General features: G+C 47.0%; 11 protein-coding genes. 4 read left to right on the top strand and 7 right to left on the bottom strand.

Annotated elements, in window-relative coordinates; genetic code table 11:
* Positions 1 to 262 precede the first annotated feature (262 nt).
* From K6V21_RS18620 to K6V21_RS18610, 3 genes are all read left to right on the top strand, one after another.
* On the top strand, positions 263 to 730 hold the full coding sequence (locus K6V21_RS18620) for a hypothetical protein (protein WP_007218603.1): 468 nt from the start codon (positions 263 to 265) through the stop codon (positions 728 to 730).
* A gap of 22 nt (positions 731 to 752) precedes the next feature.
* Positions 753 to 2315 (top strand): glycoside hydrolase family 43 protein, encoded by a 1563-nt coding sequence (locus K6V21_RS18615; RefSeq protein ID WP_224319506.1) that lies wholly within the window; start codon positions 753 to 755, stop codon positions 2313 to 2315.
* Positions 2316 to 2591: 276 nt separating this feature from the next.
* Positions 2592 to 3020: an Hsp20/alpha crystallin family protein gene (locus tag K6V21_RS18610; RefSeq protein WP_007214301.1), complete on the top strand. Its 429-nt coding sequence runs from the start codon at positions 2592 to 2594 to the stop codon at positions 3018 to 3020.
* Positions 3021 to 3111: 91 nt separating this feature from the next.
* On the opposite strand, the gene K6V21_RS18605 is transcribed toward K6V21_RS18610, so the two are convergent.
* The 6 genes from K6V21_RS18605 to K6V21_RS18580 all read right to left on the bottom strand — a co-directional run bounded on the left by K6V21_RS18605 (position 3112) and on the right by K6V21_RS18580 (position 10378).
* Positions 3112 to 4254 carry an acyltransferase family protein gene (locus K6V21_RS18605; protein WP_217713146.1) on the bottom strand — a complete coding sequence of 381 codons (1143 nt, stop codon included), beginning with the start codon at positions 4252 to 4254 and terminating at the stop codon, positions 3112 to 3114.
* Between the two features lie 67 nt (positions 4255 to 4321).
* On the bottom strand, positions 4322 to 5440 hold the full coding sequence (locus tag K6V21_RS18600; protein WP_224319505.1) for an ABC transporter permease: 1119 nt from the start codon (positions 5438 to 5440) through the stop codon (positions 4322 to 4324).
* Between the two features lie 12 nt (positions 5441 to 5452).
* Positions 5453 to 6556 carry an ABC transporter permease gene (locus K6V21_RS18595; RefSeq protein ID WP_217713148.1) on the bottom strand — a complete coding sequence of 368 codons (1104 nt, stop codon included), beginning with the start codon at positions 6554 to 6556 and terminating at the stop codon, positions 5453 to 5455.
* A gap of 149 nt (positions 6557 to 6705) precedes the next feature.
* Positions 6706 to 8160 (bottom strand): ATP-binding cassette domain-containing protein, encoded by a 1455-nt coding sequence (locus tag K6V21_RS18590; protein ID WP_224319504.1) that lies wholly within the window; start codon positions 8158 to 8160, stop codon positions 6706 to 6708.
* A 30-nt stretch (positions 8161 to 8190) separates the two neighbouring features.
* Positions 8191 to 9093, bottom strand: coding sequence for an HlyD family secretion protein (locus K6V21_RS18585; protein WP_224319503.1), 903 nt, complete (start codon positions 9091 to 9093; stop codon positions 8191 to 8193).
* 22 nt (positions 9094 to 9115) lie between these two features.
* On the bottom strand, positions 9116 to 10378 hold the full coding sequence (locus tag K6V21_RS18580) for a TolC family protein (RefSeq protein WP_224319502.1): 1263 nt from the start codon (positions 10376 to 10378) through the stop codon (positions 9116 to 9118).
* Positions 10379 to 10556: 178 nt separating this feature from the next.
* Between K6V21_RS18580 and K6V21_RS18575 the strand changes: the two genes are divergently transcribed.
* A complete protein-coding gene (locus K6V21_RS18575) occupies positions 10557 to 11450 on the top strand; it encodes a helix-turn-helix domain-containing protein (protein WP_224319501.1) in 894 nt (297 codons plus the stop codon).
* Between the two features lie 235 nt (positions 11451 to 11685).
* Here the strand turns inward: K6V21_RS18575 and K6V21_RS18570 are convergent, their stop codons facing one another.
* On the bottom strand, positions 11686 to 12462 hold the full coding sequence (locus K6V21_RS18570) for a DUF4469 domain-containing protein (protein ID WP_408912898.1): 777 nt from the start codon (positions 12460 to 12462) through the stop codon (positions 11686 to 11688).
* Positions 12463 to 12518 lie beyond the last annotated feature (56 nt).

Here is a 12518-nt window from a genome sequence, read left to right as displayed (position 1 = left end):
CAATCGGGCGACCGTATGTAGCACGTCCATACATACAACTTAATTAAATACAGTCTGCACAAATTACAATATAAATCTTTTCAATATCAGAATATAGCCCTACCTTTACGCAAAAATATTATTATGGCAAGATTAATGATATTAATCATTAACGTAAATAATGAAGATCAGATATGCCTTACAGATATCTTAAAAAGCCAAAGATGTTTTTTATTTTCGATTAGCTAAGAAATAGGAATACAATAAAAAGTTACTAAATAATATGGAACAACAAATTCAACTTAACGATCACAACAAACAGGAATACCCACCTATGCACACCTGCGAGCATATAGTGAACCGTACCATGATGAATCTTTTCGGTTGTGGACGGTCAATATCCGCACATATAGAGAGAAAAAAAAGTAAACTGGACTATGCTTTGGAAACTGCTCCTACCGAAGAAGATGTAAAACGACTGGAAGAAGCTGTAAATGCAGTGATTGCGCAAGGATTGGATGTTACCACAGAATTCATCACGCAGGAAGAAGCACAAGGACGCTTTGACTTGAAACGACTGCCGGAAGATGCTTCGGAAACCGTACGCATAGTGAAAGTAGGCGATTATGACGAATGTCTTTGTTTGGGAACGCACGTAAAAAACACCTCTGAAGTAGGAACCTTCAAAGTCATCAGCCACGACTGGAATGAAGAAGCCAAACGATGGAGAATGCGTTTCAAACTGCAATAATATCATTTTAAAAGGCACATATATGAAGAAAATCATCTTATCCATCTTTATTATGATGGGACTGGCAACTCTCTCATATGCTCAACAAGGATATCAAAATCCAATCATTCCGGGCTTCCATCCTGACCCGAGTGTTTGCCGTGTTGGCGAAGACTATTACCTGGTCAACAGCAGTTTCTGTTATTTCCCCGGAGTACCCCTGTTTCATAGTAAGGATCTGGTCAACTGGGAACAGATTGGAAATTGCCTGACGCGGGAATCACAGGTAAAGTTAACCAATGCCGGCACATGGGGCGGAATCTACGCCCCTACCATCCGCTACAATGAGGGAGTGTTTTACATGATTACTACCAATGTTTCGGACAAGGGGAATTTCCTGGTTCACACCACTGATCCACGTGGTGAATGGTCAGAACCTGTTTGGATAAGGCAAGGAGGCATCGATCCATCCCTTTATTTTGAAAATGGGAAGTGCTATTTGGTCAGCAATCCGGATGTAGGCATCTATCTGTGCGAAATAAATCCGATGACCGGAGAGCAGTTAAGTGAATCCAAACGTATCTGGAACGGTACGGGCGGACGCCATCCGGAAGGACCACATATTTATAAGAAAGATGATTGGTACTATCTGCTGATTTCCGAAGGAGGTACTGAATATGGGCACAAGGTAACCATTGCCCGTAGCCGGGATATCGACGGTCCGTATGAGGGTAATCCCGCCAACCCCATCCTGACGCATATAAACAAAAACGCACAGAACAGTCCGATACAGGGAACCGGTCATGCCGATCTGATAGAAGCTCACGATGGTTCGTGGTGGATGGTATGTCTCGCATTCCGTCCGCAAACCGGCTCGCATCATCTGTTGGGGCGCGAAACGTTTATTGCACCTGTACGATGGGATAAGAATGCCTGGCCTGTGGTAAACGGAGATGGAACCATAGCCTTACAGATGGATGCCCCCACTCTTCCACAGCAACCTTTTGTATCGAAAGCTCCCCGCACCACCTTCAATACCGAGAAACTGGGACCGGAATGGATCTATCTGCGCAATCCCAAACAAGAGAACTACATCCTGAACGGTAAGACACTCCGATTGAAAGCAACTTCCGTCAATCTGAACAGTATGGACTCTCCCACTTTCATCGGCCGCAGACAGCAACATATCAGTTTCACAGCCGGAACATCCGTTGAACTACAGAAAGGACAACCGCAGGACGAAGCCGGAATAACGGTATTCATGGAAAATCATTCGCACTATGACCTTTTTGTAAGGCAGGATGCTAAGGAACAGCAGTCTATCATCCTGAGATATCAGTTGGGAGAGCTGAAACATATAGAAAAGGAAATCAATATCCCTCAAGGAAAAGTGCAGCTGCAGGTCAAGGGGAATAATGAGTTCTACTCATTCGGCTATTCCACCGCCGGAAATAAATTCCAGGAAATAGCAAAAATGAACACGCGCTACCTCAGTACCGAAACTGCCGGCGGATTTACCGGTATCATATTGGGCTTGTATGCCGTATCCGCCTCCTCAAAGGCACAGGCTGACTTTGATTATTTCGACTATCAGGGAAACGAATAAGCCGGAGGCGAAACATTTCACATTCATAGTATTCGAAAGCAATTTTATATAACAAATATACAAAACGGCATAAAACAAGTAATTTTGTCAGAACTTTAGTGACATTTTGTTAATCAGCGAAACTAAAATCAATTGGCATACGTTTTGCGATTATGTTTGTGAACGACGGTTCAAGAACCGCATGGGAGTGATTAAGAAACGGCTCCCGAAAGCAGTTCAAGACCGGAAGTTCAGAACTAACCGAATGTTTAACTTAAAGGATAGGAGACTAAAATTATGATGCCTGTTAGAAGAACTCAAAATTGGTTACCAAGTATCTTCAATGATTTCTTTGATAACGAATGGATGGAAAAAGCCAATGCAACCGCTCCGGCTATCAACGTGCTGGAAACGGAAAAGGAGTACAAAGTAGAATTGGCTGCTCCGGGAATGACCAAAGATGACTTCAATGTTCATATCGACGAAGACAACAATCTGGTTATCAGCATGGAAAAGAAGACTGAAAACAAGGAGGAAAAGAAAGACGGTCGCTATCTGCGTCGCGAATTCTCATACTCTAAGTTCCAACAGACCATGATATTGCCGGACAATGTGGACAAGGAAAAGATTGCAGCACAAGTAGAAAATGGCGTGCTGAACATTAATCTACCGAAGTTCTCAGCCGAAGAAAAACAGAAGAATAAGAAATCTATTGAAGTGAAATAAGGTTTCCGGTGAACCCAACAGATGTATTAACCAGAACGGGCAGCTTCTCGCAAGAGAGGTTGCCCGTTTCTTTTTATATCTCCGGATGTATTTATTTCGCCTTACGCGCTCCTTTCAGAAAACGATTGGTCAGCCATTTGCGTACCGGTTCGTCATAGAGTTTCAGGCAGGCATAAGCAAGGACGAAAGCTCCGACAAAGGTCAGTATCATATAAGGAAGACCTTCGGTGATGGTCGCATTATTGTTGCATGCCCAGGCTGTATATGTGTATATCAACGGATAATGAGTGATATAAACGGGATATGAGATATCACCCAGGAACTTACAGATACCTACAGAGCGTTTTCCCGTTACTTTGCCACCGGCTCCCATCGAAACAATGACCGGGAAGATAAAGATAATGCAAAATGCCTCGTAGAGTCCGTTCATCCAGAAACCATCTTCACCGCCAATACGGGGAACGGAAAGAATTATCACAATCAGCAAGCTACACCACCAGAATGCGCGTTTCTTTACCCGTATGAGCCAGCCCAGACGTGAAAGCAGCAAACCTGCAAAGAACGGATAGAGCAAACGGACAAAGCCCACATACTGCTGTTCCCAATTCAATGCCCATCCGCCCACGATATCACCATTGGGCGCCGTAAGACAGAGATGCAAAGTGGCACAGGCTGCCAGAAAAACAAGGATGGACAAAGCAACCTTGTTGAACTTACGAACAAACAGTGCGTACAGGATATTGCCGATATATTCATAATAGAGCGACCATGCCGGCCCGTTCAACGGGTGCATTTCCGTCCACCCGCGAATGTCCCACTTCAAAGGAAGGGGAAGCAGCGTACAACCATAGAGCATGATTATCAGAACAGTTCCAACCGATACATTATCCATATTCGGAAAACAGGGGGATTTCTGGAAGAAAAAGAAAAGCGCACCAATAATGCTACCTATAATTACCATAGGATGCAGGCGGATGACACGGCGTTTGAAGAAAGTGCCGATACTCATCCGGTTCCAGCGGTCATCATAGGCATAACCGATTACAAAGCCCGAAAGCATAAAGAAAAAGTCGACGGCAAGATAGCCATGGTTAATGATTTGCGTGAGATGGTTGCCACCTGCATGTGCTTCGAAAAGATGGAAGGCTACAACCATAACAGCTGCCACTCCACGCAATCCATCCAGGATTTCATAATGCGGCTTAGAGGCGAGATAAGTTGTCTGCGTGTTCATTAGGATATCAGATATAATTAATTTGGATGCAAAAGTAGGATAAAATGTGGAATTACTGAAAGGTACATCAATTATTCTTTCTATAACTCCTCACCGCCCACAGATTAAAGAACACCGCAAAGGCCGTCAATGCTCCCAACTGTGGAAGTAACTCCACAATGCCACCACCCCGCAGGTAAATGGTACGCATCACCTCTACAAAGTATTTCAGCGGATTGAGTGCGGCAATTAGTTGTGCCCACTCCGGCATACTGTGTACGGGAGTGAACAAGCCGCTCATCAGCATCAGTATCAGCATAAAGAACCACATGACGAACATGGCCTGCTGCAACGTAGCGGAATGATTGGAAATCACCAGACCGAATCCGGAGACTACAAACAGGAAGACCACTGCAAAAAGGTATATCGTCACGAAATGCCCCACAGGCAGAATACCATAGAGCAACCATGCCAGAAAGAAACATATCGTAAGCACAATGAAACCTATCAGCCAATAAGGTATCAGCTTGGCAAGAATAAACGTCAGTTTGGAGACAGGCGTTACATTAATCTGCTCGATAGTGCCCACCTCTTTCTCGCCTACCACATTGAGTGCCGGAAGAAAACCGCAAATCATTGTCAGCAACATCACCATCAATGCCGGAACCATAAAGAGCTTGTAATTCAGGTTCGGGTTATACAGATTCTGCGTTGAAATACCGATCCGGGGCAATCCCATCCCGGCAGACATTGCCCTTGCCGGTGATTCCGATTGCAACTCACGGATATAGTCATTAATGATGGAAGACAGGTACGAGCCGCCCAATCCTCCCTTTGTACCGTTCACCGCATTGACGGCAACCAGCAGGCGGGGGCTTTTGCCCGTCACCCAGTTCTTTTCAAAATCGCGGGGAATCTCCAGGATAATATCCGCCGAACCGATTTCGATGGAGCGCAACCCTTCATTGTAAGTATCAGGAAGGGCCGTTGTACGGAAATAGGTGGATGCGCCGATCTTATCCACAAGGCGGCGCGAAAGGACGCTGTGGTCATTATCCACAATGTTCAGGTTAATGTTCTTTATCTCCAGATTTGCCGCCCAGGGCATCAGTATCATAATCATGCAGGGAAAGATAAGAATCATCTTCGGCAGGAATGAGTTACGGAGCAACTGCTTGAATTCTTTTTCTATCAGAAACTTTATCATACCACCACTCTCCTATTCTAATCGGTTCTTAAACTTCTTGAAACTAATCGTAATCAGCGTAACCGCCATTACAGCAAGAATACTGACTTCCGTCAATACCAGTGAGATGTCCACTCCTTCGATCATCAGCTTCCGCACAGCCTGAATATACCAGCGGGCAGGAAGTACGGCCGAAATGCCTTGAAGCAGCAAGGGCATGCTCTCTATGGGGAATATCATACCGGAGAGCAACATGGTAGGCATCATCAGTATCAATCCCGATGCAAGCATGGCAGCAACCTGCGTCCGCGTCACCGAGGATATCAGCAAGCCCAGAGCTAAGGAAACGAAGATAAAGAGCAGTGATACCACAATCAGCCAGAACAAGCTACCCGCCACGGGAACATCGAGCACATAGACCGAGAGCAGCAAAATCGTTGTCAGGTTGACAAACGAAAGCACAAAGTAAGGAACTGCCTTGGCAAGAATAATGAATAGCGGCTTCACCGGAGAAACCAACAGTATCTCCATCGTTCCCGTCTCCTTCTCCCGAACAATGGATATGGAAGTCATCATGGCACAAATCAACATCAGGATCAGTCCCATCACACCCGGCACAAAGTTGTAGGCGCTCTTCATCTGCGGATTATAAAGCAGCTTCACTTCGGGAACAATAGTGGAAACCTGCATTCCCGCCGGAAGCATTTCGCGTCCGGCAGAGGATATGATGTTGGCGGCATAACCGGTCTGTGTGGTTGCCGTATTGGGGTCGGTAGCATCGGCCACCAATTGTACACAAGCATCTCCGGTATAAACGTGATTCGCAAATTGCTCGCTGAAGATGACTGCCAGGTCAATGTCGCCCCGTCTGAAAGACTTCTCAACCTCGTCCGGAGTATTCAGATTCGTGGTGACGGAGAAATATTCACTCGCATCCAGACGGTCGATAATGCGCCGGGTGACAACATCGTTCGACGGGTCGAGAATGGCGACACGGATGTTCTTCACTTCCGTGGTTATGGCAAAGCCGAAAAGGATAATCTGCACCACAGGCATACCCAGCAATATCAGCATGGTTCGCCTGTCGCGGAAGATATGGAAGAATTCCTTTCGGACAAAAGCTATAAATTGTTTCATTGTTAATTAAGTTACGAGTTACAAGCTACGAGCTACAAGTAGCTGCGCTATGTTTTGAAAGTTACAAGTTATAAGCTACAAGTTACGAGCTACAAGTGGCTACGCTATATTCCGAAAGGTACTTGTAGCTTGTAGCTCGTAACTTGTAGCTAAGTACGCACCGCCTCCCGTGCCAATTGCTGGAAAACATCATCCATTGTAGCAACCTTAAATTGCCGTTTCAATTCATCGGGCGTATCGAGGGCACGGATCACGCCATCCACCATGATAGAGATACGGTCGCAATACTCGGCCTCATCCATAAAGTGAGTGGTGACAAAGACAGTGATCCCCCGGTCGGCAGCCTGATAAATAAGCTCCCAGAACTGGCGACGGGTGGCAGGATCTACCCCACCCGTCGGCTCATCCAGAAAGACGATCTTCGGCTCGTGAAAGATGGAAACGGAGAAAGCAAGTTTCTGTTTCCAGCCCAGCGGCAGACTTTTTACCAGCGTATCACGTTCGGCACTCAGCCCGATGCGTTCCAGAAGTTCATCGGTCTTGCGGGCTATTTCATCTTCTGCCATGCCGTAAATCCCAGCAAACAGCCGGATATTCTCCCACACTTTCAGGTCTTCGTAAAGAGAAAACTTCTGGCTCATATAGCCGATATTCTTTTTCACATCCTCCGTCCGGGTGGCAACATCAAAACCGGCTACGCGGGCCGTGCCTCCTGTGGGATGGCTCAATCCGGTAAGCATGCGCATGGCAGTAGTCTTTCCGGCACCGTTGGCGCCCAGGAAGCCGAATATCTCGCCACGATGGACTTTGAAAGAGATATGATCCACTGCCGTGAAATAGCCGAAACGTTTGGTGAGCTTATCCACTTCGATGACATACTCATCTTTCTGTTCCACCTTGCCGTGTTCCAGCCCTGGCGGACAGAGAATGCTTGCGAACTGATTCAGAATACGTTCCGGAGTATCTATTCCATATATCTGACCCTCATTGATAAAAGCAATGCGGTCACATTGGCGTGCCTCATCAATAATAGGCGTAGAGGCTATGATGGTGATGCCCTGTTCCTTCAACCGACGAAGCATTCCCCAAAACTCCTTGCGGGAAACAGGATCTACCCCTGTTGTCGGCTCGTCGAGGAAAAGCACATCCGGTTTATGGATAAGCGCACAACTCAACGCCAGTTTCTGCTTCATACCTCCGGACAAAGCTCCGGCACGGCGTTTTCGGAAAGGCTCTATCTGCTGGTAGATATCTTTCACCAATTCATAATTCTCCTCAATGGTAGTATGGAAAACAGTAGCAAAGAAGTTCAAGTTTTCTTCTACCGTCAAGTCCTGATAGAGGGAGAAGCGTCCCGGCATATAGCCTACGCGACGACGGATTTCTTTATAATCCTTCGCTATATCCAGACCGCACACCGAAGCATTTCCACTATCGGGAAGCAGCAAGGTGGTGAGGATACGGAAAAGAGAAGTCTTCCCCGCCCCGTCAGGCCCGATAATGCCGAACAACTCTCCGGAAGGAACCGTCAAGGAAACACCCTTCAACGCCTCCACCGCCCCATATTTCTTGGTAACGTTATCTATAACAACCGCATGTTCCATAAACTCATCACTTTATCACCTGTCACTTTATCACTTATTAAACTCCACTCCCCCGTACATGCCTATCTTCAACAGTCCGTCATTGTGCACGGCAATCTTCACGGCATACACCAGGTTGGCACGTTCATTCTTAGTCAGGATAGTCTTCGGGGTAAATTCCGAGGTATCCGAAATCCAGGTTACTACGCCCGGATACTGCTTGTGCTCATCGGTGCCGTAATCGGAGAAGACGGTTACTTTCTGTCCCAGCTTTACCTGCGACAGTTGTTCGGAGGTGATGTAAGCACGAAGGTACATCTGTTCCGTATCGGCCACTTTGAAAAGCGGAGTGCCCATAGCTGTCAGTTCTCCCGCTTCGGCGTACTTTGCCAGTACAGTGCCGGTTATCGGAGAGGTGATGTGGCACTTCTTCAACTGGTCTTCCACCTGTGCCACTTGAATACCGACAGATGAACTTTGCCACGTCAGGCTTTGGTGACTGTTGGACAAGGTAGAGTTTTGCGCAACAAGTTGCTTGCGGAGCACTTCAAGCTGATCTTCCGCATCATCCAGTTGTTTCTGGTTTGCCGCACCTACTTTTAGTAAGTTCGCTACACGGTTCCGTTCGCGCCCGGCGGCAGATATTTGTTCTTTGGTGGCTGCTACCTGTTTCAGGATATCAGGACGCTGTTCTTCGACGGATTTAATGCTTGCCTCCAGTTGCAGCTTCTTCAGGTAGAGCTGTACGGTATCCACTACGCCGATTTCTTCACCGGCCTTCAGCAACATTCCTTCTTCGATATCGAAATAAAGCAGGCGGCCCGACGCTTCGGCAGATACAAGCACTTCCGTAGTCTCAAACGTTCCTGTTGCATCATATTTCGGGGCACCGTTTCCACAAGCGGAAAAGAGGGCCAATAGGGAACAAAGTCCCAGTAAATTCCTTGATTTCATAATGATCTATATTTTTATGCCTTTAATTATTCAATGTATATTTCAGGTTCCAGATGTTCATCAGTAACTGCACCTCATGCAAAGCCTTGGTTTGGCGCGCCAGATTCTCGGCTGTAATTTCACGAAGCATATCAGTTACGGTCAGCGTACCGTTCTCCACTTTAGCCTCGGCGGCCTTGCGAATGTTGACACGCAAACGGATAATCTCATCATCATCCACCATCTGCCGGCGCATGGACTGAATGGCCGAGCTCTGCCCGGTAGATTGCAAGTTGGTATTGAACAGGAACACATCGCGGCTGGTCTCCAGCTTACGGCGGTTGTTATCTATCAGCCTGCGATCATTGCGCAACGTGTACAGGCTACCGAAGTTCCACGACATACGGACGCCCGCTACATAGTATGCGGAGAAATCATCTTTCAACATATTCAATCCCGGATTTCCGTAAGCTCCCTGCACGAACAGCCCGAAGCGGGGACGGAAGCGCGTCTTTAATGAAGATTCCTGTACGTTCAATTGCCCGCCTTGGGCATCGAACCAGCGAAGTTCCGGACGGTTGTTCACCAATGAAGTGGATTCAAAAGCATCGGCAGGCTTCTCCAATGTGGTTCCGGAAGCAATTTCTTTTCCTATAAAGATAGAGAGCATAGTCAGATAGGCCTGTCGCGAAGATTCCAGTTCAATGCGTTTCTGCTTCGTGTTCAATATCTCCACGCTTACGGCATCCAGATCACTCTGATTGGCAATGCCATTTGCCATATAGTTGGATACTTGCTGATGAGTGCGTCCCAAGTCTTCCTGCAAAAGCTGATTCTGCCTTAACTGTTCGTCCAGCAACAGGATACCGAAGTATAGCTGATTCACACGATCATTCAGCGCATACATATCCACTTCCTGCTTCCCGCGGTCTATCTCCGAAGTAGCCCGGGTCAGTTGCTTTTTGGAACGGATATCTCCACCGTCCCAGATGTTCTGCGACACTTCAAGCATCACCTGATACTGATCTTTGGGCATACTTTTTATATCGATTCCCGGAACGTCCACCGGCAGCTTTGTGACATCACTCTGATAGGTTGCTTTTCCCGAAAGGGTGAATTGTGGCAGATAACCTTTTCCGGCATTCTCCAGGTTATACTCCCGGGCTTTCTCTATCAGACCGTATTGCCGTACCAGCGGATAATTGGTCTGTGCCGAGTGTTGGCATCCCTCCAGCGTGAGCTGCGCATGTGCCAGCATTGCCGCAAGAACAAAAGAAAAAGAGAGAATAGTTCGTTTCATTTCCATATACATTTCTTGTTTATTTCTTTATAGGACGCAAAGATAGAGCTTAAAAGTATATGGATACATTCTATTTGTGTGCAATGATGTTCTATTTATCCGATCATCAGTATAAAAAGATAAGAAATCCCTGTGTTTTCTTATCTTTGCCACAGATATAGATAAGTTAAAGGAGGAAAAGGATATGGAAAAAAGTAAGCCCATGGAGCTTGGACTTGGCGAGCTGCTGAGTAATCAAAACATTGTAAACAATAACAGTTTCCGTTTTATCAACCGTGATCTCGGCATTGTCATCAGCTTTGCCCAAATGGATAGCATCCTCTTTAGTACAGGGAGGCCATACCGCACCAGAGAAAGCCGAATCATCCGGATACTGAAAGGCGAAGCACGGATCTCCATCAATCTGATAGAATATAAGGTAAAGGACCCAATGATTATTATCAGCCCATGCAATTCACTGATAGAAATTGTGGAAATCAGTAAGGATTATGACTTTCAGGTCATTGTTCCCGATAATAACTTTCTGCCCATCGTACAAGGAGGCGCTCTGACGGATTCGTACACAAAGCATGGCATTTTCATTTCGCCCACAGAGGAAGAATTAAAGCAAATCGACGCTTTCTTTTCAATGTTATGGGATACCGTGCACAAAGTGCCATTCCGCCGGGAAGTGGTACAACACTTGATTATAGCATTACTCTATAATATAAGGTATATACATGCAAAGAACGAAGAGTCCGCCCCATTGCAGCTCTCACGTCAGGAAGAAGTATTCCGCCGCTTCATCGGGTTAGTTAATGAACACAGTAAACGTGAACGTACCATCGGTTTCTATGCAGACAAACTGTGCCTGACTCCTCATTATCTGAGTACGGTTATTCGTGAAGTAAGCGGGCAGACGGTAATGCAGTGGATTAACCAAGCAATTATTCTTGAAGCCAAAGTGCTGCTGAAACACAGTGATTTGTTGGTATTCCAAATCTCGGATGAATTGGGATTCCCCAATCCGTCATTCTTCTCGAAGTTCTTTAAAAGGATGACGGGGATGACGCCGGCGGAATATCAAAAGAATAACTGAAAATAACGGATGATGGGAAGCCGATTTATCCGCGCCACTATGCAGACACCCTGCATAGACTTATGCAGACACCCTGCATAGACTTATGCGGACACTCTGCATAGGCTTATGCGGACACCCTGCATAGACTTATGCGGACACTCTGCATAGGCTTATGCGGACACCCTGCATAGAATAGCCTTCCTGCACACTACGATGCGGGAAGGCTACATGCTACATTATTGATACAGTGTTCTTATCCCAAAGGATTTTCGTCCAGGCCACCGCCACCACCTTGGCTACCTCCGCCCGAAGGAGCTGTGCCGATGTAAATCGTCTTCTCCACGCTGCGCGGTGTTTTCAGTAGAGCCCCCGAACCGGAGAACTGCGTGGTCAGTTTCAGCACATACGTTCCATTCGCCAGGTCGGCGGGAATGATGAAAGTCACCTTTGATGGATTGTTCACCACAAATAAATCCTCCGTGATCTTGGTGACCACGTTTTTGGAATCGGTCAGCGTAATGCCCACCGCCTCGTCCGGGCCCGCTACCTTGATCTTGCTGCCCGTAAGGCTGAAGGCACGCCCGGCAGTGGCCGAAGCATCCTGCGCGCGGGTGGAAGTGTCCGCCACACCACCGATGTACATGGCGCTGCTCTTCCCGCCGATGATGTTAACCGTAGTCTTCTTGATGGCCTCGCGCAGGTCGGCTCCTACGTTGAAGTTCACCACGATAGAATTCTTGTCCGGATTCCACTGCGAACCTTCGATGACGCCACGGAAACTGGCCGAGGCATAGTACAGCCCGTTGTTTACATTCATTCCGCTCATCAGCATGCGCTTCACGATGCGTTTCTCCAGGTCGTGCACATGCTGGATGGTCTCTTCGCGAAGCCCTGAGTCCTCAGCTTTCATTTCGGCAATGATGCGCGCCTCGTCGGCAGTACCGATACTGACGGGAACGAGAATCATGTCCTCCTTGTTGTCAACCGTCACGGTGTTCTCCGCCAGCTGGCCGTTGATTTGATACTTAATTTCTTCTGCCATAACATTTAAGAATTAATAGGTGAATAAAAAAAGCCCCGCTCTCC

The sequence above is a fragment of the Bacteroides cellulosilyticus genome, assembly GCF_020091405.1.
In the GTDB taxonomy this organism is placed as follows: domain Bacteria; phylum Bacteroidota; class Bacteroidia; order Bacteroidales; family Bacteroidaceae; genus Bacteroides.
The sequence above is the reverse complement of the archived record's forward strand: the minus strand, read 5'-3'. Positions and strand labels throughout refer to the sequence as shown.

Coding starts and splice junctions, on each gene's coding strand:
- K6V21_RS18580 (WP_224319502.1), bottom strand. CDS start 10,378: ATGGAAATGAAACGAACTATTCTCTCTTTTTCTTTTGTTCTTGCGGCA.
- K6V21_RS18620 (WP_007218603.1), top strand. CDS start 263: ATGGAACAACAAATTCAACTTAACGATCACAACAAACAGGAATACCCA.
- K6V21_RS18575 (WP_224319501.1), top strand. CDS start 10,557: ATGGAAAAAAGTAAGCCCATGGAGCTTGGACTTGGCGAGCTGCTGAGT.
- K6V21_RS18595 (WP_217713148.1), bottom strand. CDS start 6,556: ATGAAACAATTTATAGCTTTTGTCCGAAAGGAATTCTTCCATATCTTC.
- K6V21_RS18605 (WP_217713146.1), bottom strand. CDS start 4,254: ATGAACACGCAGACAACTTATCTCGCCTCTAAGCCGCATTATGAAATC.
- K6V21_RS18585 (WP_224319503.1), bottom strand. CDS start 9,093: ATGAAATCAAGGAATTTACTGGGACTTTGTTCCCTATTGGCCCTCTTT.
- K6V21_RS18610 (WP_007214301.1), top strand. CDS start 2,592: ATGATGCCTGTTAGAAGAACTCAAAATTGGTTACCAAGTATCTTCAAT.
- K6V21_RS18590 (WP_224319504.1), bottom strand. CDS start 8,160: ATGGAACATGCGGTTGTTATAGATAACGTTACCAAGAAATATGGGGCG.
- K6V21_RS18600 (WP_224319505.1), bottom strand. CDS start 5,440: ATGATAAAGTTTCTGATAGAAAAAGAATTCAAGCAGTTGCTCCGTAAC.
- K6V21_RS18615 (WP_224319506.1), top strand. CDS start 753: ATGAAGAAAATCATCTTATCCATCTTTATTATGATGGGACTGGCAACT.